Raw genomic sequence first — 21,766 nt, 5'->3', positions numbered from 1 at the left:
GTGCCGGGGTGCCGGTGATCCGGCAGCCGGGCGAGCGGTTCACGCCTCCAGCGCGAGCACGGCGAAGCTGGCCAGCCAGTGCTCGCCCATATAGTCGCCCGCCACATGCGGCACGCTGGCTTCCAGATGCATCCCGGCCACCCGCAGCATCAGCCCTCGCCGCGGATCCCTTTCCGGCAGGGCATTCGCGAGGGAGCGCCAGCACCACGCGCGGCTGAGGTTCAGCCCATCGAGATGCGCGATCTTGCCATCGGAACGGTCGCTGACCTCTGCCGGGCGGAACAGTGTTGTTGGCTGGGCGGTGGCGAGGCGGGGCAGGAAAGCCTCGAACCAGGGACCGAACTGGGCTGGTGGCAGCAGGCGTCGCATGCATTCCGCCTCGATCAGCGTGCCGGACAGGAAATCATCGCCGCCGGGCTCGCCCCAGGCGGGGCCGTCTGTATCCGCGCCATACCACCGCAGGGCGGTGGCCTGCAGCAGATGGGCGAAGGTCTCATCACCTGCTGCCTCGGCATAGTCGAAGGCGAGGCGCAGCGCGAAGGCGGTGTTGAAGTGCGTGCCGACACGAATGGGGTAGGTGGCCTTGGGAAGGAAGGCGCGGAAGCGGTCGGCCATGGCGAAGGTCAGCGGCTGCAAGGCATCCGCCCATTCCGTGCGATGCAGCGCGGCGGCGAGCTTGAGCAGCCAGGCCCAGCCATAAGGGCGCTCGAAGCCGCGTGCGGAAGGGCGGCCGAAATACGCGCACTCGCCCTGGATGCCTTCGGCGGTGAGCCGGCGAACGAAGAGTTCCCGGATCTCGCCTGCCGGCTCCATGTCCGGGAAGCGGCGCAGCAGATGCGCCAGCATCCAGTAGCCATGCACGCAGCTGTGCCAGTCCAGGCTGCCGAAGAAGACCGGATGCAGCTCCGAAGGGGTGCGGGCATCCTTGGGCCCCTGCAGGCTGTGTGTCAGCTTGTTCGGGTATTCCCGCTCCACATGGCCGAGCGCGATGCGGCACAGACGTGCGGCTTCCGCCTCCGCCAGGCCGGTTGGGGTCAGTGGAGCCGACATGGCGCTGCCTCCTGCGATGGGATGGGGGAAGATTTAGGATGACGCGGCGGCCGAGGTAAGGCGGGTCAGGCCGCCCTGGACGCGGGGCGGGGCGGACGGGCATGGTGCCAAGCCATGAGCCAGACGCCCGACCCCGCCATCCCGCACTGGGAAGTCCTGTCCAGCCGCACCGCGTTGCGTGACCGCTGGATCAATGTCACCGCCGATGCCTGCCGTGACGCGAGGGGCAACGTGCTCGACCCGTTCTACACCCTGTCCTATCCGGACTGGGTCAACGTGGTCGCGATCACGCCGGCGGAGGAGCTGGTGCTGGTGCGGCAGTACCGGCACGGCGCGCAAAGCCGGACGCTGGAACTGCCCGCTGGGGCCATGGACGCGCAGGATGCCGATGCGGTTCGGGTCGCGGCGCGCGAGCTACGCGAGGAAACCGGATTTGAGGCGCCGGAGATGCGCGTCACGTCCAGCCTGTTTCCCAACACCGCAACGCACCGCAACCGCACCCACACCGTGCTGGCGCTGGGTGCCGAGAAGCGCGCGCCTACCGCCCATGAGGCGGGCGAGGACATCACCGTCGAGTTGTGGCCGCTGGATACGGTGCTTCAAGGATTGAACGAGGGCTTGCTGGCGCAGTCCATGCACGTTTCCGGCCTGCTGCTGGCGTTGCAGGCGGCGGGACGGATCAGCCTTTCGTTGCTGCCTCCGCAGCCACGCTGAGGCGGCGGCGCAGAAAAGCCAGAACGGCGGCTTCCTCGGGCTTCAGGTCGGGCAGGTCCTCCCGCAGCTCCGTTTCCACCTCGCGCCGGATGCGTAACGCCAATTCCCCGTTGAGGTAGCTGCCCAGCACCTCGGGATGCACATAGCACTGCCGGCAGATGGTGGGCGTGTTGCCGAGGCGCGTGGCAGTGCGCTCGATGGCCGACTTCACGTTGCGCTTGGCTGCCGCCTTGGTGTCGAACCGCTCGAACTCCGACAGTGCCAGGGCCGCCAGCACCGTTCCGGCCCAGGTGCGGAAATCCTTGGCCGTGATGTCCTCGCCCGTGGCCTCGCGCAGCCAGGCATTCACATCGGCCGAATCGATGGCGTGCAGCGTTCCGTCAGCGTCTCGGTACTGGAACAGGGACTGGCCCGGCAGGTCCTGGCAGGCGCGGACCACCTTGGCGACGCGGCGGTCACGCAGCGCCAGATTCCATTCCTTGCCGCTCTTGCCGCGGAAGGCGAAGCGCAACGTTTCACCCTTCACCGCCACATGCTTGTCCTTCAGCGTGGTGAGGCCATAGGATTTGTTGCTTTCCGCGTAATCTTCGTTGCCGACGCGGATCAGGGTGGTGTCCAGCAGGTGCACCACTGTCGCCAGAACCTTGTCCCGACCCAGGCCCCGCGACGCCATGGCCTCCTGCACCTTTTTGCGCAGCACCGGCAGCACGCGGCCGAAGCGCATGACATGGTGGTATTTCGTGGCATCGCGGTGGCTGCGCCAGTCGGGGTGGTAGCGGTACTGCTTCCGTCCGCGCGCATCGCGCCCCGTGGCCTGAATGTGGCCGTCGGGCCGAGGGCAGATCCAAACATCGGAATAGGCAGGCGGAATGGCCAGAGCCTTGATCCGTGCCAGCTCCGCCTTATCGCGGATCGGGTGGCCGGAAGGGTCGCGGAAGCTGAACCCGCTGCCGCTGCGGCGCCGGGTTATGCCCGGCTCGGCGTCGGAAACGTAGCGCAGCCCCGCGGCCCGTGCCTCTGCGAGGCCATCGGCGGATGCGGCGGAAGAAGGGGACGGCCTCTTGGAGGGGGCCTCGGGATGGGCCAGCATGTCGGCAACAACGCCCGATCCGCTCCCGGGATGCCGGGACAATGCGCAGGAGACAAGGATGGCCGCTGAGTTCCTCATCATGCCCCCGAACCAGGAGCACCGTGCCGGCTGGGACCGCCTCTACGCCGGCTACGCCGACTTCTACGGTGTGGCGCAGACCGCGGAAATGCGTGACCGCGTTTGGGGCTGGATCCATGACCCTGAGCATGAGGTGGAGGGCCTGGTGGCGGTGGGCCCGGGCGGGGAGCCTTTGGGCCTGACCCATTTTCGCCCTTATGCCCGGCCCCTCATGGCCGCGACGGGCGGCTTTCTGGACGACCTGTTCGTTGATCCGGAGGTGCGCGGCCAGCGCGTGGCGGATGCGTTGATCGGCGCGGTGGCGGAGATCGGGCGCCAACGCGGCTGGGGACTGATCCGCTGGATCACCGCCGAGACGAATTATCGCGGACGGGCAGTGTATGACCGCGTGGCCTCTGTGACGCCGTGGAAGACCTACGATCTGAAGCTGTGATGGCCGTCCCGGGAAGAGCTTCCTTCCGCCTCCCCTTGCGGCACGATGGCCCGGCGCTTTAAGGCCCTTTGGGGGCGAGGGGGATTGCACGATGCCGGATTACGCGCTGGAGCGTGCCGCCGGGGGGCGGGTCGCCGGGGTCGATGAGGCGGGACGGGGGCCGCTGGCTGGCCCCGTGCTGGCCGCCGCCGTGTTGTTCCACGCCGAGCCGCCGCTGACGCTCGCCATGTTGCTCGATGACAGCAAGAAGCTGGATGCGGCGCGGCGCGAGGCCGCGTTCGGCGTGCTGTTGCAAGCGTCGCGGGCCGGGGTGCTGGACTATGCCATCGGCGCCGCCAGCACGGCGGAGATCGGCCGGCTGAACATCCTGCGGGCCACGCATCTGGCGATGTGCCGTGCTGTCGCGCGTCTGCGCACCGTGCCGGAGGTGGTGCTGGTGGATGGCAACATGCCCCCACCGCTGGACTGCGCGGTGCGATGCGTGGTCAAGGGCGACAGCCTCAGCCTGTCGATCGCCGCCGCTTCCATTCTGGCCAAGGTAACGCGTGACCGGGCGATGACCCGGCTGGATGCGCGCTGGCCGGGCTATGGCTTCGGCCGTCATGCCGGCTACGCCACCGCCGCGCACCGCTCCGCGCTGGAAAGGCTGGGGCCGTGCCCGCATCACCGGCGAGGCTTTGCGCCGGTGGATCAGCTGGTTCTGCTTTGATCGCTCTGCGCTTTCTCGACGCGGTTCCTTGACGGGGCGACTCGGGCCAACGCATTGTCCTTGCTTCGAGTCGCAGTGATGGCGTGGGGGTTTCGCGAGCGTGGGGACAGGGCTGGATCTGCCGCTGGATTGCATTCTGGAAGGAGATTGCATCGACATGCTGCGCGCTCTGCCGCCGGCCTCGGTGCATGCCATCTTTGCCGATCCGCCCTACAACCTGCAGCTCCGGGGTGAGTTGCGGCGGCCGGATGAGAGCGTGGTCGATGGTGTTGACGACGCATGGGACCGGTTCTCGGACCTGGCGGCCTATGACGCTTTTACACGCGCCTGGCTGACCGAGGCCCGGCGCGTGCTGCGTAAGGACGGCACGATCTGGGTCATCGGCTCCTACCACAATGTGTTCCGGCTTGGCGCCGCGCTGCAGGACCTCGACTTCTGGATCCTGAACGATGTGATCTGGCGCAAGGCCAACCCGATGCCGAATTTTCGTGGCCGGCGCTTCACCAACGCGCATGAGACCATGATCTGGGCCAGTCGCGGGCAGGAAAGCCGCTACAAGTTCAACTACACCGCCATGAAATCGCTGAACGACGACGTGCAGATGCGCTCGGACTGGTTCATTCCGCTCTGCACCGGAGCCGAGCGGCTGCGCGATGCCGAGGGCAAGAAGGTGCATCCGACGCAGAAGCCGGAGGCGCTGTTGCACCGGGTGATCCTGTCCTGCACCTCGCCGGGCGATGTTGTGCTCGACCCGTTCCTCGGTTCGGGCACCACGGGGGCGGTCGCGCGACGTCTCGGGCGGCGCTACATCGGCATCGAGCGCGATCCGGACTACGCTGCCGCCGCGCGCGCGCGCATCGCCGCCATCGAGCCGCTGTCGGAAAGCGCGATGCTGGTTACGCCGACCCGGCGCGAGCAGCCGCGCATCCCCTTCGGCACGCTGGTGGAACGGGGCCTGGTACCGCCCGGAACCAGGCTGACCGACCGGCACCGCCGCTTCACAGCCGATGTGGGCGCCGATGGCTCTCTGCGTTGCGGGCAGGCCCAGGGCTCGATCCATCAGGTGGGCGCCGCGGTGCAGGAGGCGCCCTCCTGCAATGGCTGGCTGTTCTGGCATGTGGAGCGGCGCGACGGCACGCTGCGGCTGCTGGATGAACTACGCGCGGAGTTGGCACGGCAGGGCGTCTGACCACGGCCGCTTGGCATCGGACGGACGATCGCGAAAGCCCGAGCCCCAGGCTGTAAACTCAACTTCCTGGGAAGCGCGGACACGTCAGGTGACAGCGGGCTCCGCAGCAGCGAGGACAGGGGTCCCGCAACAAAGGGCGTAGCCTGGAACCAGCCGCCATGGCCGGCAAACGGCATGACGGCGCACGCTCCGCACCGTTGCGGCCATCTCGAAGATCGGGAGCGCCTCGGTGAGCTATCAACGTGTTCTCTACGACATCTGGAACGTCCACAGCTGGCAGTCGCAGACCCTGACCTATGATGACAGAGGGCTGCTGGAACAGCGCGACATCCTGTATGATGATGGTAGCCTGGCGCGGAAGCAGTACGACGCGGCGAACCTATCCCCCATCCAGTTCACCACGGTCTGGTTCGATCCCGATGGCGTCACGCTGCGGGGGGAAACCCGGTACGATGATGGGCGGCGTGATGCCTACCAGCTGGATGCTGGCGACCACCATGGCTGGGACCGCGTGGACCGCAGCTACGACGCGCAGGGTGCGCTGCTGAGCAAGACCGTGCTCTATGATGACGGGCGCAGCGTGGCGAGCAGCTACACCGAAGGCGGCTTCCTGTATTCGCGCACCACGCAGGGCACGGCGGACGGCATCTACAAGGTGGAGTCCTTCAGCGAGGATGGCTCCCACTCGGTTTTGCGCTACGGCATCCCCAATGGTCCAACCATGGAAAGCCGGAGCTACAACGCGGACAATCAGCTGACAGAGCTGTATAGACAATATGGGCTGGACGGCGTCAGGACACATTACGACGCCGGCGACCACTTGGCCTGGAACAAGATCTCGACCACCGAGAGCTATCGCAATGACGGGCTGACCACGACCACGCTGAATTTCGACGAGGGCGGGCGCCTGGTCACGGAATGGAACCGACCGGGCTGGGGCGCACCGCCGGAGTTCGACCTTCATAGTGTGACGGTGCGGGTGTCGGATGACAGCAATGCACTCGCCTGGCGCTTTTCCGTGGCGGAGGACCAGACCGTGTCCGAGGTCCTGGGCGATCGGGCCTGGGCCGTGGAAAGTGACGCGGTGGGCCGGGTGACTGAGCGATCCACGGAGCTGGGCAACGGGGTGCTGCTGACGGTGCAGTACGACGCTGCGCAGACGGAGGCATGGGCCGCCATGGCGACCCTGACCGATATCGTGCGCGGCGTCGATTTCTATGTCGGTGCGTATTCCGATCTTGGCCGGTTGGAGATGCTGCTGGCGCCGTCGCAGGCCGATTGGCAGGTCTGATGCAACGACCGCCGCCCTGTCAGGCAGGGCGGCGCTGGCTGGAACTTTGAGCGCGGCATCGATGGAACGGCGCACCCATGATCCGGCAGGCGAGCAGCCAGGCCAGAGCTTGAGCGGTCATATGTCACCGGAACCCGCAATCCGATAACAATCTCATGGGGCGATGGATCCCGGCGATCTTTCAACCGATCGTGTTTTTACTGAAAGTTTAATCACCTCCACTTTCCACCCGCGTCGCGGTTGAGGCCACAGGGGGCCGTCGTGACGCCGGGCCGCGGCGCCGTGCCGTGATCCGGGGACTTGGGCCCGCAGAAGCGGGTGGGAGCGAAGCCATGGTGACGCGCGTCATAAAGGACACGGCCAACACCGAAGCCTGGCAAAGCCAGAGCCTGACCTACGATGAGTTCGGCCGCCTGACGGTCCGGGACATTCTCATGGACGACGCCGGGCGGGTCGTGACCTTCTACGACGCCGCCGGCACGCAGAGCTGGAGCCGGGTGGTCGAGACCTACAATGCCACCGGCCAGCTGATCAGCAAGGCCACCAGCTTCGATGATGGCGGCCGCAGCGTGGCTCGCCAGGATGCCGGCAACACTGAGGCCTGGACCACCTTCACCACCTCCTACGACGCCTTCGGCGTGCGCCTGCGCACCGATGCGCTGATGGATGACGGCCGGCTGGTCACCAACCATTACGATGTTGGAAACGCCGAGGCCTGGGAAAAGATGACGGTCATTCAGCTGAATGGCCAGACATTGAGCCAGGCTCGCAACTTCGACGATGGCACGCGCGAGGTCATCCAGTACGACGTGGCCGGGACGGAGCTCTGGGCTTACAGCGCCGTGACCTATGACGCGCTGGGCCGGGTCACGACCCAGGGTCAGGTTTTCGACGACGGGTCCAGCCTGCGCGTGGTGCGCGACGCCGCCGACGAGTCGGCCTGGAGCAAGATCTCGACCTGGACCAGCGCTTCGGGCGAGGTTGCGCAGCGCAGCCTGTACACCGATGGCGGCGTGCATGCCGGCGTGCAGTACGATGTGGACGGCTCGCAGAGCTGGTCGGTTCTGGGACGCATTTATGGCAGCGACGGCAAGCTGGCCTATGCCATGCAGATCAGCGACGACCTGAGCTATTCCGAGGTGCTGACCGGTGTGGCCTGGCGCGATGTCCAGACGGTGGGCGGCATTGTTGCGCACCGCGCAGCCGATCTCGAGGATGGAATGGTTCTGACGGTCGACTACGACGTGACCAACGACCAGAGCTGGCTGGCCTATGGCAAGCTCACGGACGCGGAAGGGGCGACGCTCTACAGCTTCACCCTGAATGACGATCTGAGCTGGAGCGACCAGGCCATCACCAACGACTGGCTGGCCTGAAGTCATGCGGGGGCGCCACCCGGCGCCCCCTTTCGCGCCGTCCCTATGTCAGCGCCGGCTCTTGCCCGGCAGGGCGCGCAACACCGTCCAGGCGAGGCCGGTCTTCACCACCGTGCCGGGAATAAAGGGCAGCAGGCCAGCGGTCACCGCTCCCGCCGCACCGGTGAAGGGCATCAGCCACAGCAATCCCGGCACAAACAGCGCCAGATGGGCCAGGAACAGCACCAAGCCCTGGCGCAGCGCACCGCCGCGCGCATGGCCGGCGATCCACGCCGCCGGCAGGAAGCCCAGCAGAAAACCGGCGGTCGGGCCGGTCAGGGCAACGAGCCCCGAGGCGCCGCCGGCAAAAACAGGCAGACCCAGCGCACCCTCCACCAGGTAGGCCAACACGGCGGCCGCCCCTATCCGCGACCCGCCCAGTGCACCCAACAGCAGCACGGTGAAGCTCTGCATGGTCGCCGGCACGGGCCAGAGCGGCAGGGCGATCTGTGCCGAGGCGGCCAATGCCAGGGAGCCCAGCAGGGCAAGACCTGTGAGGCGAAGTGCTGGAAGGGAGCGGGTCAGGGCCCGGGACAAGGCGATCGGCGTCATGCGGGATCTTCCCATCTGTTCGGCGGCGGTTCAGCCCGCGCGCGGCGGGCGACTTGCCATGGCGGCCGCGGCTTCGGCAAGCAGCAGCAGCCGCTGCATGGCGCCCGGCAAGGCGTCCTGTGCCGCATCGGGGCGCCACCACTCGCCGCCGACCTCCAGCCCTGGCGGGGCTTCGGCAGTCAGCAACGTCATGCGCAGTTCGAAATGGGTGAAGCCGTGCCGCGCTTCACCGGGCAGTGCGTGCCAGTCGAGCCCGGGGGCCGGCGCATAGGTTATTGCTTCCTCAGGCGTCCAGCCCGATTCGCGCCAGGGCGTGCCGGGCAGGCCCAGCATGCCGCCGAGCAGACCCCGCGGTGGGCGTCGTTGCAGCAGCATGCGACCGGCCCCGTCCCGCAGCAGGAAATGCACGCCGAGCCGGGTCGGCCGGTCCCGCTTCGGCGCTTTGCGCGGCAGGGAGGGCGCGATGCCCTGCCGCCGCCCTTCACATTCAGCTTGCCAGGGGCAGAGGGCACAGGCCGGATTGCGGGGAGTGCAGATCGTGGCGCCGAGGTCGAACAATGCCTGCACGAAATCCGACGGTCGCTCCCGTGCCGCATCCTGTTCCATCCAGCGCGAGGCCAGGCCTGAGAGGCGGGGACGGGCTCCGGGCAGCTCTTCCTCCACCGCATGGAGCCGGGCGGTGACGCGTTCCACATTGCCATCCACCGGCACCACGGGTCGGCCGAAGGCGATGGCGGCCACGGCGGCGGCGGTGTAGGCGCCGATGCCTGGCAGAGCCCGTAGTTCCTCCACCGTGTCGGGAAAGCCATTGCGCGCGGCGACCGCCTGGGCGCAGGCATGCAGGTTGCGTGCGCGGGCATAATAGCCGAGACCCGCCCACTCCGCAGCCACATCCTCCCACGGCGCTGCCGCCAGCGCAGCGATCGAGGGGAAGCGGATGAGGAAGCGGCGCCAGCGCGGCGTAACGGCGGCCACCGTGGTCTGCTGCAGCATGACCTCGGACAGCCAGATGCGGTATGGGTCGCGCACCGCTTCGCGCCAGGGCAGGGCGCGGCGGTGGCGGTCGTACCAGTGGAGCAGGGCGGAGGCGGGGGGCAGGGGAGAGGAGCTCACGGATGCAGGAAGAGGACGAAGCGAAGCCGGGCGCAAGCCCTACGTCTCGCCATGACGGCGGGGCCTCCACCGGTTGGCGCCCTGATCGTGGTTTGCGGCCTGTGGGTGGCCTCTTGCCGCAGTTCACCCGCCCGGTCTTTCGCAAGCGCAGCCCGGCCGGGGCGCATCTGATGACGGATTGGGTGGAAATCGTGGGACCGGCCCTTGCGGCGCAGAGCATGCCGCAGAAGCTTTCAGCCGGGACGCTGACGCTCCGCTGCTCAGGCCCCATGGCCATGGAGCTGCAGCATCTGGCGCCGCTGCTGATCAGCAAGATCAACAGTCGTTTCGGCCAGGCTCTGGTGCAGCGGCTGCGCTTCGTGCAAGGGGTGGTGACGCCGCCAGCACCGCGGCGCCGTGCGCCGGCTCCGGTGGCCGTGCCGCCACGCGTGTCGACGGCGCTGGAGGGGGTGGCGGACCCGGAACTGCGAGCTGCGCTGGAGCGGCTGGCCCGGGGGGTCTATCGCGGCAAGGCGGGCGGCTAAGCGTTGGCCAGTGACAAGAATTCCGGCCGCGGCGGTGGCGGACGATGGACAGCGGCGTCGCAAGGATCCATCTGCCGCACGGGGCGGCCCAAAGGGTCGTCGTGTTGTCGTGCTGTTCTGCTGCCGGGTGTTTCTGCTGTAAAGACTGGCACTTGGACTGATCGTGGCGGCCGGTTGGCTGCTAAACCCGTGAGCCTATCACGCCAAGCCGAAGGAGGCTTTCTTGCCGCTCTCCCGCCGTATCCTGATGATGGCTCCCGCCGTGCTGCTGCCGTTCGGCGCCAAGCGTGAGGCCCTGGCGCAAGACGCCGATCCCCGCCTTGCCGAGCGCGGTGCGGGAAAGCCGGATGCCAAGGTCACGGTGATCGAGTATTTTTCTCTGACCTGCTCGCATTGCGCGGCCTTTCACCGTGACACCTGGCCGCAGGTGAAGAAGGAACTGGTGGAAACCGGCCGCATCCGCATGGTGTGGCGCGACTTCCCGCTCGACCAGCTGGCACTGGCCGGCGCGCAGGTCGCCCGTGCCATGCCGCCCGCCGCCTACGAGGCCTTTACCGGCGCGCTTCTCTCCACTCAGGAACGCTGGGCCTTCAACCGCAATGCCGACTCCATTGCCGAGATCGCCAAGGTCGCTGCCATGGCAGGCATGAGCCGCGCCCAGGTGGATGCCGCCATCGCCGATGAGGGGCTGCGCCGCGCCGTCCTGGAAACGCGGCTGAAGGGGGAGCAGGAGCATCGGGTGAACTCCACCCCCACCTTTGTCTTCAACGGCAAGCCAGCGCCGGGCTCGCTCAACTACGATCGCTTCGCCGAACTGGCCGGCGAAGCCGGCGCTTGAGCGGGATGCCGATGCGCGACGGCGCCCCCCTGGAGGACGCCGAGACCTTCCCTTCGCCTGAGGCGGCGGCGGGGAACCCTGGGCAGGACGGTGCGGCAGCGGGGGCGGGGGACGTGCCTTCCCGGGACCGCGCGGCGGAGGAGGCCGCGCGCGCCGCAGCGTTGCGTGCGGTGCTGACCCGGCTGCGCATCACCGGCTTCAAATCCTTTGCCGAGCCCACCACGGTGGAGGTGATGCCCGGGCTCACCGGCATTGTCGGGCCCAATGGCTGCGGCAAGTCGAACGTGGTGGAAGCCCTGCGCTGGGCGATGGGCGAGACCAATGCGCGGGCGATGCGCGGCGGCGAGATGGATGATGTCATCTTCGCCGGCACCGCCACCCGCTCCGGCCGCAACCAGGCCGAGGTGACGCTGATGCTGGAGGATGCCTCCGGCCTCGCGCCGCCACCCAATGCCGAGGCGACGGATCTGGAGATCACCCGCCGCATCATCCGCGGCGAAGGAACCGGCTTCCGCATCAATGGCCGCGAAGCGCGCGGGCGAGACGTGCAGACGCTGTTCGCCGATATCGGCTCCGGCGCGCGGTCCTCGGCCATGGTCAGCCAGGGCAAGGTGGCGACCCTGATCGCGGCCAAGCCCGAGGAACGGCGGCAAGTGCTGGAGGAAGCAGCCGGCATAGCAGGGCTGCGCGCTCGCCGGCATGAGGCTGAGCTGAAGCTGCGTCAGGCCGAGGCCAACCTGACGCGCGCCGAAGATTTGAAGGGGCAGCTCGACACCCAGCGGCTGTCGCTGCAGCGACAGGCCCGGCAAGCAGCGCGCTACCGCAACCTGTCGGGCCTGACGCGTGCTGCCGAGGCCGAATACTTCGCCCTTCTGGTGGCCCGCGCCGAGCGGGCGCTGTCCGGCAGCCGTGCCGCTTATGCAACCGCGCGCGCCGCGACCCGGGGTGCCGAGCAAACAGCAACCGAGGCAACCACCCGCGCCTTCACAGCCGAGCGCGCCCTGCCGGCTCCGCGTGAGGCCGAGGCCGAGGCCCGCACCGCGCTGGAGCGCCGCCGGGTGGAGCAGGAAGGGCTGGAGGCCGAGGAACGCCGGGCCCGTGCAGCCCTGGACGAGGCTGCCGCACGGCTGGCGCAGATCCGGGATGATCTGGACCACGCCGCCCGTGCCGCCGAAGATGCGGAGGCGGCCGAGGCCCGCCTGTCCGGCGAGGCGAGAACGCTGGACGCCGTGATGGCCGACATGCCGTTCCGGCGGCAGGAAGCCGCGGCCGAGGAGGAAGCCGCCGCCGCAGCGGTGGCGGAAGCCGAGACGGCGGCGGACCGTGCCGCGCAGCTTGCTGCCGACGCCGCTGCGCAGCAGGCCAGGGTCACTGGCGAGGCTGTGGCCGCCCGGGGGCGCGAGGATCGACTGCGGCATCAACTCGCCGCCCTGGAGGGCCAGCATCGGGAAGCCGAATCCGCCCGCGTCGCTCCGGCGGAAAGCCAGGCCGCCGCCGCCGCCTGTCGGGAGGCCGAGGCAGCGCTGCAGGCGGCCCGTGCCGAGCTGGAACGCGCCGAACAAAGCCGCGCTGCCGCCCAGGAAAGCCATGCCGCCGCCCGACGCGCCGCCGCCGAGGCAGAGCAGGCCCGCGCCCGCGCGGTGTCGGAACAAGATGGTGCCATCCTGCGTGTTCGTCAGGTAGGCGAGCAGCGCGGCCGGCTGGTGCGCGAGCGAGACGCCGCCACTGCCGAGCGCCCGGAGCCCGCGGTCGTGGCCGCGGCGCGAACAAAGCGCGAAGAAGCCGAAGCGGCGCTGGTCGCGGCTCGGAATGCCTTGAGCCAGGCCGAAGCGGCACGCTCCGCCGCCGCCGGGGCGCATGCGGTGGCACGCGGCCAGGCCGGTGCCGCGGAGGCCGCACGGGCCCGTGCCGATGCGGAACGGCAGGGTCTGGCGGATCTGCTGCGCTCCCGTGAGCCTGCAGGAAAGGGAGGGGGGAAGTCGGCGGCATCGGCGCCGGTGCTGGAAGCCATCACCGTGCCTCCGGGCATGGAAGCCGCGCTTGGCGCAGCTTTGGGCGAGGCCTTGGACAGCCCCGCCGACCCTGCCGCCCCACGCCATTGGCGTCATCTGCCGCCATTTTCCGCGTTGCCTTCCATGCCGGAGGGAGTGGTTCCTTTGGTCCGGCTGGTGCAGGCACCGCCCGAGCTGGGACGCGCCCTGTCGCAGATCGGGTTGATCGAGGACGGGGCGCGAGGCAAGGAACTGCAGAAAAGCCTGGCACCCGGTCAGGCTCTTGTGTCGCGGGATGGAGCGCTGTGGCGCTGGGATGGGCATGGCGCGCTGGCCGGCGCGCCCAGTCCTGGTGCCGTGCGCCTGACCCAGCGCAACCGGCTACACGCCGCCGAGGCTGCGCTGCAGCAGGCTATTGCCGCCTCAAGGGAGGCTGCAGCCGCCGCGGATGTGGCCAAGGCCGAGGAAACCCGCACGGCGGGAGCCGAAAGCACGGCCCGTGCCGCGCGGGGCCAGGCTGAGGCCGCCCTGGGACGGGCGCGCGAAGCGGAGACGCGGCTTATCGCCGCTACCGAGCGGGCCGAAAGCAGGCTGGCGGCGCTGGGTCCGCAGATCGAGCGTCTGGAGACGGATCTGGCGGCCGCCGAAGCCGTGCGGGACGGGGCCGCCGCGACCTTGCAGGCGTTGCCTGATCCAACTGCCGCCCGTGCCTCCAGGGATGCTGCGCAGAGCGAAGAGGCGGCGGCGCAATCGGCCGAAGCTGCTGCCCGCGAGCAGCGCCGTAAGGCCGAAGCTGCCCTGGAAGCGGCACGCCTGGCGGAGTCGCGGCTGGCTGCGCGGGCTGTCGGTGCAGAAAGCCGCTTGCAGGCGCTGGCGCCCCAGCTTGCGCGCGTGACGGAGGAGCACGAGGACGCGGTGCGGCTTGTGGCGGAGGCGGAGGCTGCGCTGCGGGCGCTCCCGGACCTGGACCGGCTGCGGACGGCGGTGGAGGCGGCGAGGACCGCCCTTGCCGCCTCCCGGTCCCGGGCCGGCGCCGCGCGCGATGCTGTCGCCGCACTGGGTGCCGAGGTCGAGCGAGCGGCCGCCAGACTGGAGGCGATCGTTGAGGAGCGTGCTTCGTGGTTCACCCGGCGCGAAGCTGCGGTTGCGCGTCTGGCCGAGCTGAATCGCCGCGCCGCCGAGGCCGAGGCCGCGCGCGATGCCGCCGCCGCCGCGCCGGAGGAAGCAGCTGCCCGCCGCGCCGCTGCCGGTCGCGTCATGGCTCAGGCCGAGGCTCGCCATGCGGAAGCCCATCAGGTGCTGAAGGCTGCCGAGCAGGAAGATCGCGAGGCTGCCGAGGCCCGGCGTGCCGCGGATGCCGCCTTTGCCGCGGCACGGGAAGGGCAGGTGCGGGCCGAAGCCGCCGTTCAGCAGGCCGAGGTTATGGCGGCCAGTGTGGCGGAGCGGCTGGGCGAACGGCTGGGTGAGAACCCCACCTTGCCGGAGCCACCGGAGGATCTGTCCGATGCCGCCGAGGAGCGCGCGCGCCGCAAGGCTGAGCGGCTTGCGCGGGAGCGGGAGGAGATGGGCCCGGTCAACCTCCGCGCCGAGCAGGAGGTCGGCGAGATCGAGGAGCGGATCGGGCTGATCGACCGCGACCGCGACGAAATCGGCGCCGCCATCGCCAAGTTGCGCGGTTCCATCGGGCATCTGAACCGGGAAGGGCGGGAAAGGCTGCGCGCTGTGTTCCACCGGGTCGATGGCGAGTTCCGCAACTTGTTCGGCCGGCTGTTCGGCGGTGGGCGGGCGCATCTGGCTCTGGTCGGCAGTGACGACCCGCTGGAAGCGGGACTCGAGATCTATGCCGAGCCGCCGGGCAAGAAGCTGGCCACCCTGTCGCTGCTTTCCGGCGGCGAGCAGGCGCTGACGGCGTTGTCGCTGATCTTCGCCGTGTTCCGCTGTCAGCCGGCGCCGGTCTGCGTGCTGGACGAGGTGGACGCGCCGCTGGACGATGCCAACGTGGAACGGCTATGCGGCCTGCTGGAAGCGATGGCCGAGGAATCCGGCACACGTTTCCTCGTGGTGACCCACCACCCGTTGACCATGGCGCGGATGCACCGTCTCTATGGCGTCACCATGCAGGAACGCGGAGTAAGCCGGCTGCTCTCGGTGGATCTCGGCATGGCGGCCGAAATGGTCGAGGGGGGGCATTGACCATGATCCGAATTCGCGGATGGCCGTTCCGCGACGCCGGAGAAGGGAAGGCAGCCGGGACGGCGGCTTCGGAGCGGGGCGCGCCGCCTGATGCCGGAACGGGAAGGGACATGGCCGGTCGCAGCTCCGAAAGGATGGAACGGAACGGATGATCGCGCGCCGCACGGCTCTTGTTCTGGGGTTGGGGATTGCCAGCGCATGGCCGGGCAGGCCAGTTCCCGCTGCGGTGCCGGCTCCGCCCGCCCGGCCGGCGTTGAGGGTCACCGGGTTGATTGGCGGTGAAGCCGATGCGGGGGAGCGCGCCTTTTCCATGGACGAGCTGGAAGCGCTGGGCTCCGCCAGCTTTGTGACCTCGACGCCATGGACAAAGGGGTCGCAGCGTTTCACCGGCGTGCCGTTGAAGCGGCTTCTGGACGCGGTGGAATGCCGCGGGACCATGCTGCACGCCTTCGCCATCAACGACTACCGCGGCGAGATCCCGGTTTCCGACGCCGAATCGCACGGTCCGCTGCTGGCCACGCGGCTGGATGGGCGGCCCATGCGGGTGCGGGATTTCGGCCCGATCTGGCTGGTATATCCCTGGTCCGAACGACCGGATCTGGACCGTCCTTCGGTGCACCGCCGCTCGGTCTGGCAACTGGTGCGGATCGAGGTGCGCTGACGGTGTCTATCCGCCTCCTTCCGTTCAGAACCGGCCGTTTTAAGATCCCCGGGATGGGGGGGCTGGGGCGGCGTACGGTATGGCTCGGCCTTGCCGCGCTGCTGTTCTTCATCTCGGTGGGCGTTTCGGTCACGGTGGGCGCGCTGCAGTACCGCCATCAGATGCGGCTCGAGCGCAATGGCATGTGGATGACCAGCCAGGCTTCGCTGGAGGCAGCCCGGTTCAGCGCCGCACTGTCCCAATATCTGGTGGGGCAGGCGCCGGCCTGGGCGGTGTCCGAGCGGTTCGAGATCTTCTACAGCCGCATCCGCCTGCTGGAGAGCGTGCCGAATGAGCATGGCGGCGCGGCCGTGGACATGCTGGAGCGCAGTCTGCCGGAACTGATGCTGCGGCTGGACGCGCTGGACGCGGACCTGACCGCGGTGCTGGGCGGCGACAGCTCCATGGCCCAGCGCCTGCTGCGCGATTTCAACGAGCTGGACGGACGGCTGAACGAGCTGACCCGGGCCCTGCATCGGCAGGCTCAGCACGCGCTCGATCGTTCCGCGAACTGGCTCAGCGGCCCCTACTGGCTGTTGCTGGGATCGCTGCTCGGCCTTCTGCTGTCCACCGGATTGCTGGTCTGGCTGATCGTCGTGGAGGGGCGGCAGGCGCGCGCGAACCTCGTGAAGGCCGAGGCGGCGGCCGAAAGCCAGGCGGAGGCGGAGCGCATGCTCCGCACGCTGATCGGTGGCGTGCCGGCGATGATCGGTGCCTTCGACCGCGACGGCCGCTTTCTTTTCCTGAACGATGCGCTGGCGCGGTTCCATGGCATCCGCGAGGAGGATGCGATCGGCCGCAGCCTGGCCGAGCTGGGCCTGGAGCTGGGCGGGCGCGACCTGCTGGACTGGGCGCTCGGCAGCACCGGCCCCACGCCCCAAACGGAACGGCGGGTGCGCAACCGTGAGGGCAGCATCCGCACCCTGCTGATCACCGCCGTGGCCGTGTCCGGGGAGGAGGGGCGTCGCGGCCGGGTGGTGATGGCCGCCCTCGACATCACCGAACGCAAGGAGGCCGAGGACCGCATCCGGCATCTGGCCGAGCACGACCCGATGACGGACCTGCCCAACCGCCTGCTCTTCAGCGCGCGGCTACGGGCCCGGCTGCGGCAGGCCCAGGCGGGGCAGGGTGGCGATTTCGCCCTGCACCTGATCGACCTCGACGGGTTCAAGGCGGTGAATGACGGACTCGGTCATACAACCGGGGACAAGCTGCTGCTGGCAGCGGTGGAGCGGATGCGGGGCTGCCTGCGTGCGGACGATCTGATTGCGCGCATGGGCGGGGACGAGTTCGCGGTGATCCAGGCGGAGGCGCGGCACCCGGCCGAGGCGCGGCGCCTGGCGGAGCGGCTGGTCCGCATCATGGCTGAGCCGTTCGAGGTGGATGGCTGCCAGATCCGTTCCGGCGCCAGCATCGGCAGCGCGCTGGGGCTGCGTGACGGCCAGACGCTCGAACTGCTGCAGCAGCGGGCCGACATGGCGCTGTACCGTGCCAAGGCCGATGGGCGCAGCCGCTCGGTGCTGTTCGATCCCGCCATGGAAGAGCTACGCCGCAATCAGCGCATGCTGGAGGAGGACCTGCGCGAGGCGCTGGAGCGCGACCAGCTCACCCTGGTGTACCAGCCGAAATTTGGCCTGCTGGCCGACCGCATGACAGGGTGCGAGGCCCTGCTCCGGTGGCACCACCCGATCCACGGGGCGATGAACCCTGGACGCTTCGTGCCCGCGGCCGAGGAGGCGGGAATGGCCGCGACGCTGACCCGCAACGTGCTGGGCATGGTGTGCCGGCAGATCCGGGACTGGCAGGCGCGAGGATTGGAGGTGCCGGTGGCGGTGAACATTTCGGCCTCGCTCTTCGCCACGGACCAAGCGGTGCAGCTCGTGCGGGAGGCGCTGATGGTGAGCGGCGTGCCGCCACGGCTGCTGCAGGTGGAGCTGACGGAGCAGGTGTTCATCCGCAGTGCCGACGCGGCCCGCGCGGCGCTGCACTCGCTGCACGAGCTGGGCGTCAGTGTGGCGCTGGACGATTTCGGCACCGGCTATTCCTCGCTCGGATATCTGCAGCACCTGGATTTCGACGTGCTGAAGATCGATCAGGGCTTTATCCAGAACCTTGGCATTCGCGACGATGGCGCGCAGGGCAATGGCGCCAGAGGCAACAGCCTTTGGATCGTCGAGACCATTCTGCGTCTGGCGCACGGGCTGGGTGCCGAAGTGGTGGCGGAGGGTGTGGAAACGCCCGAGCAGCTCCACCTCCTGCGCGAGATCGGCTGCGACGCGGCCCAGGGTTACCTGCTGGGGCGCCCCATGCCGGCCGAAGCCTTCGCCACGCTGTTCACCGCGCCGGTCGGTGGGGCCGTGCCACATGCGGAGGGGCGGGCGCAGGATGCGCAGCCGGCGCGTCCTTGACACCACATGAACGACCGCTTACGAGCCGGACAGCCTTCCGGCGGGCGGACCGCGGGAGCGAGGGGTGACGGAACGCAACGATTTTGACGCGCGTCTGAAGCAGGCCCGGCAACGCCGTGGCCTGGAAAAGGATGCGGACGCAGGCGAGACACCAGCCGGTGGCCTCCCGGCGGGATCGATGCAGATCGGGTTGCGGGCGGGGATCGAGGTCGTATCGGCCCTGATCGCCGGGGCGGGGCTGGGCTGGCTGCTCGACCGCTGGCTCGGCAGCTTTCCCTGGCTCTTTCTCGTCTTCTTCGTCGTGGGCGGCGCCGCCGGGGTGATGAACGTTTATCGGCTGTTCACTCCCCGGTCCGGCGGCCTGAAGTAGCATCATCGGATACGGGAGAGCCGCGTGGCCGCCGAAGGCAAGACGATCGACGCCCTGAGCCAGTTCGAGCTGACCCATTCCTTGGGTCCGATCGGCGCGGCCGTGAACTTCACCCAGTCCAACCTGCACATGCTGGTCGCTGCCGGCCTGGTCGTGCTGATCATGACGGTCGGCATGGCGCCGCGCGCCATCGTGCCGGGCCGCTTCCAGGCGGTGGCCGAGACCTTCTATGAATTCGTCGAGAACCTTGTGGCAGGGCAGGTGGGGCATGAAGGGAAGCGCTATTTCCCCTTTGTCTTCGCGCTGTTCATGTTCGTGCTGTTCGGCAACGTCCTGGGGCTGTTCCCCTACGCCTTCACCTATACCAGCCACATCGCGGTGACCTTCGGTCTCGCCTTCCTGGTGTTCCTGGTGACGACGATCGTGGCTCTGTCGCTGCACGGCAAGAAGTTCTTCGGCTACTTCTTCCCCGAGGGTGCGCCGCTCTGGCTTGCCCCCATCATCGTGCCGGTCGAGGTGGTGTCCTACCTCTCGCGGCCGATCAGCCTTTCCGTCCGTTTGTTCGCCAACATGGTTGCCGGCCACGTGCTGCTGAAGGTGTTCGCCACCTTCGTCGTGCTGCTGGGCGGTCTTGGCGTGGTCGGCCCGCTTGTCGCGGTGCTGCCGCTTTCGGTCAACGTCCTCCTGGTCGGGTTCGAACTGCTGGTTGCTTTCCTGCAGGCCTATGTGTTCGCCATCCTCACCAGCATCTACCTGCATGACGCGGTGCACCTGCACTGACGGGGTCAGTCCTCACAAAGGGGCCACGTCCGTGCCGGGCTGCGTCCGGCGGAACTAACATCAGATCAGCGAAGGGAATCCTCTGATGGAAATCGTGCTTGCTGCGAAGGCGATCGGCGCCGGTATTGCCGTTCTCGCCCTGTTCGGCGTCGGTCTGGCGCTGGGCAACATCTTCTCGACGCTGATCGCGTCCGTCGCCCGCAACCCGGCGTCGCGTGACACCGTGTTCCCCATCGGCATCCTGGGCTTCGCCCTGACGGAAGCCGTTGCGCTGTTCGCGCTGCTGATCGCCTTCCTGATCCTGTTCACCTGATCAGGCCTCACTGATCCGGGGGCGCGTCCTCGTTGCCGCGCCCCCGGCTGTGTGCCCACGGGCCAATGCGAATTTCAGGGATGCTGATGATGAAGCGGGTTACCCTCGCGGGCGTGACGGCCCTGCTGCTTTCCACCGCCGCCCAGGCGGCGCAGACGGTCGAGAACAGCCTGGAGGCGCAGTCCGTCGAGGCTGCTGAGGCTGCCGGCGGGATGCCGCAGCTCGATTTCGGCAACCCGCTGATGCTGGCCCAGATCGTCTGGCTGTTCATCATCTTCGGCGTCTTCTACTACCTGCTCTCCCAATATGCCCTGCCGCGTGTCGCCTCCGTGCTGGAGGAGCGGCGCGCCCGCATCGATGGCGATCTGGAAGCTGCCCGTGCCGCCAAGGCCGAGGCCGATACCGCCATCGCCGCGCATCACGAATCCACGGCGCGTGCCCGGCACGAGAGCCACCAGGCCATCACAGCCGCCACTGAAGCCGCGCAGGCCGAGGCCGCGCAGCAGGCCGCGGCGCTGAATGCCCGGCTGAACCAGCAGATCGAGGCCGCCGAGGCGCGCATCAACGCCGCGCGCGACAGCGCCATGGGCGCGCTGCGCGAAGTGGCCACCGACACCGCGAACGCGCTGGTCGCGCGCGTTTCCGGCCTGAAGAACGAAGCCGCCGTCGCCGCCGCCGTGCAGAACGAGCTGGCCGCCCGCGGCCGGGCCTGAAGAGGGGATTGGCGTCGTGCATCACTACGAGCATTTCTGGCTGAACCCGACCTTCTGGGTCGCCGTCTCCTTCATCATCTTCGTGGTGCTGCTGGGTCGGACGATGTGGAACAAGGCGACCGAGGCGCTGGACGCCCGTGCTGCCAAGATCCGCGCCGATCTGGACGAGGCCGCGCGGCTCCGCGCCGAGGCCGAGGCCATGCGCCGCAAGGCTGAGGCCGATAGCCGCGCCGCGGCCGCAGAGGCCGAGGCGCTGATCGCCCGCGCAAGGGGCGAGGCGGAGCGGATGGCTGCCGCCACCCAAGCCGAGGCCGAGGCTTCGGCCAAGCGCCGCGAGCGCATGGCCATGGACCGCATCCAGGCGGCCGAGGCCAGCGCCGTGAACGAGGTGCGCCACGCCGCCGCCGAGATTGCGTCCGCCGCAGCTCAGCAGGTGATCGCGCAGCACCTCGACGCTGAGAGCGATGCCAAGTTGATCGACGCCGCCGTGGCCGATCTGCCTCGCTCGCTGCGCGCCGCCTGAGCCGAAGCGCCTCGGTCTGGAGAAGTGATGGGGGCCGTTCGGCCCCCATTTGCGTTGCGGTACGGATCGGGCTTATCGAGAGCCCGCTCCACCATGGCAGCAGGAGGATCTCCTTGCCCGACAGCCAGATTCAGTTCGTCGCCAAGAATATGCGCCTGGATCTGCGGCTCATCGCCGAGATGATCGCCCCACGGGCCCGCGTGCTGGATATCGGCTGCGGCGACGGTGCCCTGCTGGAGCATCTGGAGCGCGAGAAGCAGGCCGATGCGCGCGGCATCGAGATCGACATGGCCCAGGCCACCTCCGCCGTGGCCCAGGGCTTGGCGGTGATTCATGGCGATGCCGATAACGACCTGGCCTTTTACCCGGACGACGCCTTCGACTATGTGGTGCTGTCCCGCACCATCCATGCAGTGGAGAAGCCGCGCGAGGTGTTGCGGCAGATGCTGCGGATCGGCCGGCATGCCATCGTGTCCTTTCCCAATTTTGGCCATTGGGAAGTGCGGATGAAGCTGTTGCTGACGGGCCGCATGCCCATGACCCAAACCTGGGGCAAGGCCTGGCACGAAACGCCGAACATCCATCCCTGCACCATCCTCGATTTCGTCGATCTTTGTGCTCAGGACGGATACAAGGTGGAGCAATGGCTGGCAGTGGATGAGCATGGATCGCGAGCGCCCTGGAAGCGGTCCGTTCGGCTCGCAAACCTGTTCGGTGAGCAGGCTTTGTTTCTGTTGAAGCGGAGCGGCGCGGAACCGAGGGGGTAGCGCCCCTCCGGT

21 protein-coding genes are annotated in these 21,766 nt (G+C 68.7%); 17 read left to right on the top strand and 4 right to left on the bottom strand.

Features of this window, described 5'->3' with window-relative positions; translation table 11 throughout:
* Window positions 1-39: 39 nt before the first annotated feature.
* Window positions 40-1,050: a DUF2891 domain-containing protein gene (locus ACFOD4_RS03645; RefSeq protein WP_379594409.1), complete on the bottom strand. Its 1,011-nt coding sequence runs from the start codon at window positions 1,048-1,050 to the stop codon at window positions 40-42.
* A 114-nt stretch (window positions 1,051-1,164) separates the two neighbouring features.
* Here ACFOD4_RS03645 and ACFOD4_RS03640 point away from each other — a divergent pair, with 114 nt between their 5' ends.
* Complete coding sequence (locus ACFOD4_RS03640) at window positions 1,165-1,764, top strand: NUDIX hydrolase (protein WP_379594407.1); 600 nt, start codon at window positions 1,165-1,167, stop codon at window positions 1,762-1,764.
* Here ACFOD4_RS03640 and ACFOD4_RS03635 read toward each other — a convergent pair.
* The gene (locus tag ACFOD4_RS03635; RefSeq protein ID WP_379594405.1) at window positions 1,730-2,935 is read right to left on the bottom strand and encodes a DNA topoisomerase IB; all 1,206 of its coding nucleotides are present in this window, start codon (window positions 2,933-2,935) and stop codon (window positions 1,730-1,732) included. The two genes, ACFOD4_RS03640 and ACFOD4_RS03635, sit on opposite strands and share 35 nt — an antisense overlap.
* On the opposite strand from ACFOD4_RS03635, the gene ACFOD4_RS03630 reads away from it, so the two are divergent.
* From ACFOD4_RS03630 to ACFOD4_RS03610, 5 genes are all read left to right on the top strand, one after another.
* Window positions 2,913-3,365 (top strand): GNAT family N-acetyltransferase, encoded by a 453-nt coding sequence (locus ACFOD4_RS03630; RefSeq protein WP_379594404.1) that lies wholly within the window; start codon window positions 2,913-2,915, stop codon window positions 3,363-3,365. The two genes, ACFOD4_RS03635 and ACFOD4_RS03630, sit on opposite strands and share 23 nt — an antisense overlap.
* Window positions 3,366-3,456: 91 nt before the next feature.
* Window positions 3,457-4,074, top strand: a complete 618-nt coding sequence (locus ACFOD4_RS03625) for a ribonuclease HII (protein WP_379594399.1) — start codon at window positions 3,457-3,459, stop codon at window positions 4,072-4,074.
* A 157-nt stretch (window positions 4,075-4,231) separates the two neighbouring features.
* On the top strand, window positions 4,232-5,263 hold the full coding sequence (locus tag ACFOD4_RS03620) for a site-specific DNA-methyltransferase (RefSeq protein ID WP_379594397.1): 1,032 nt from the start codon (window positions 4,232-4,234) through the stop codon (window positions 5,261-5,263).
* Window positions 5,264-5,492: 229 nt separating this feature from the next.
* Window positions 5,493-6,554: a hypothetical protein gene (locus ACFOD4_RS03615; protein ID WP_379594395.1), complete on the top strand. Its 1,062-nt coding sequence runs from the start codon at window positions 5,493-5,495 to the stop codon at window positions 6,552-6,554.
* Between the two features lie 332 nt (window positions 6,555-6,886).
* On the top strand, window positions 6,887-7,930 hold the full coding sequence (locus ACFOD4_RS03610; RefSeq protein WP_379594393.1) for a hypothetical protein: 1,044 nt from the start codon (window positions 6,887-6,889) through the stop codon (window positions 7,928-7,930).
* Window positions 7,931-7,978: 48 nt separating this feature from the next.
* Here the strand turns inward: ACFOD4_RS03610 and ACFOD4_RS03605 are convergent, their stop codons facing one another.
* Both ACFOD4_RS03605 and ACFOD4_RS03600 read right to left on the bottom strand, forming a co-directional pair.
* The gene (locus ACFOD4_RS03605) at window positions 7,979-8,521 is read right to left on the bottom strand and encodes a biotin transporter BioY (protein ID WP_379594391.1); all 543 of its coding nucleotides are present in this window, start codon (window positions 8,519-8,521) and stop codon (window positions 7,979-7,981) included.
* Between the two features lie 30 nt (window positions 8,522-8,551).
* Entirely contained in the window at window positions 8,552-9,634 is a 1,083-nt protein-coding gene (locus ACFOD4_RS03600; protein ID WP_379594389.1) for an A/G-specific adenine glycosylase, read from the bottom strand.
* 2 nt (window positions 9,635-9,636) lie between these two features.
* Between ACFOD4_RS03600 and ACFOD4_RS03595 the strand changes: the two genes are divergently transcribed.
* The 11 genes from ACFOD4_RS03595 to metW all read left to right on the top strand — a co-directional run bounded on the left by ACFOD4_RS03595 (window position 9,637) and on the right by metW (window position 21,754).
* The gene (locus ACFOD4_RS03595) at window positions 9,637-10,158 is read left to right on the top strand and encodes a DUF721 domain-containing protein (protein ID WP_379594387.1); all 522 of its coding nucleotides are present in this window, start codon (window positions 9,637-9,639) and stop codon (window positions 10,156-10,158) included.
* Between the two features lie 223 nt (window positions 10,159-10,381).
* The gene (locus ACFOD4_RS03590; protein WP_379594385.1) at window positions 10,382-10,996 is read left to right on the top strand and encodes a DsbA family protein; all 615 of its coding nucleotides are present in this window, start codon (window positions 10,382-10,384) and stop codon (window positions 10,994-10,996) included.
* An 11-nt stretch (window positions 10,997-11,007) separates the two neighbouring features.
* Window positions 11,008-15,180: a chromosome segregation SMC family protein gene (locus ACFOD4_RS03585; protein WP_379594383.1), complete on the top strand. Its 4,173-nt coding sequence runs from the start codon at window positions 11,008-11,010 to the stop codon at window positions 15,178-15,180.
* 148 nt (window positions 15,181-15,328) lie between these two features.
* The gene (locus ACFOD4_RS03580) at window positions 15,329-15,841 is read left to right on the top strand and encodes a molybdopterin-dependent oxidoreductase (protein ID WP_379594381.1); all 513 of its coding nucleotides are present in this window, start codon (window positions 15,329-15,331) and stop codon (window positions 15,839-15,841) included.
* 2 nt (window positions 15,842-15,843) lie between these two features.
* On the top strand, window positions 15,844-18,288 hold the full coding sequence (locus ACFOD4_RS03575) for a putative bifunctional diguanylate cyclase/phosphodiesterase (RefSeq protein ID WP_379594379.1): 2,445 nt from the start codon (window positions 15,844-15,846) through the stop codon (window positions 18,286-18,288).
* A gap of 64 nt (window positions 18,289-18,352) precedes the next feature.
* The gene (locus ACFOD4_RS03570) at window positions 18,353-18,658 is read left to right on the top strand and encodes an AtpZ/AtpI family protein (protein ID WP_379594377.1); all 306 of its coding nucleotides are present in this window, start codon (window positions 18,353-18,355) and stop codon (window positions 18,656-18,658) included.
* A 24-nt stretch (window positions 18,659-18,682) separates the two neighbouring features.
* Window positions 18,683-19,438, top strand: a complete 756-nt coding sequence (locus ACFOD4_RS03565) for a F0F1 ATP synthase subunit A (protein WP_379594375.1) — start codon at window positions 18,683-18,685, stop codon at window positions 19,436-19,438.
* An 85-nt stretch (window positions 19,439-19,523) separates the two neighbouring features.
* Window positions 19,524-19,751, top strand: coding sequence for an ATP synthase subunit C family protein (locus ACFOD4_RS03560; protein WP_076959667.1), 228 nt, complete (start codon window positions 19,524-19,526; stop codon window positions 19,749-19,751).
* Between the two features lie 89 nt (window positions 19,752-19,840).
* Window positions 19,841-20,464, top strand: coding sequence for a F0F1 ATP synthase subunit B family protein (locus ACFOD4_RS03555; RefSeq protein WP_379594372.1), 624 nt, complete (start codon window positions 19,841-19,843; stop codon window positions 20,462-20,464).
* A gap of 16 nt (window positions 20,465-20,480) precedes the next feature.
* Entirely contained in the window at window positions 20,481-20,987 is a 507-nt protein-coding gene (locus ACFOD4_RS03550) for a F0F1 ATP synthase subunit B family protein (protein WP_379594370.1), read from the top strand.
* 149 nt (window positions 20,988-21,136) lie between these two features.
* The gene (metW, locus tag ACFOD4_RS03545; RefSeq protein ID WP_379594727.1) at window positions 21,137-21,754 is read left to right on the top strand and encodes a methionine biosynthesis protein MetW; all 618 of its coding nucleotides are present in this window, start codon (window positions 21,137-21,139) and stop codon (window positions 21,752-21,754) included.
* Window positions 21,755-21,766: the final 12 nt, after the last annotated feature.

Source organism: Teichococcus globiformis, from assembly GCF_042646265.1.
In the GTDB taxonomy this organism is placed as follows: Bacteria; Pseudomonadota; Alphaproteobacteria; order Acetobacterales; family Acetobacteraceae; genus Pseudoroseomonas; species Pseudoroseomonas globiformis.
The sequence above is the reverse complement of the archived record's forward strand: the minus strand, read 5'-3'. Positions and strand labels throughout refer to the sequence as shown.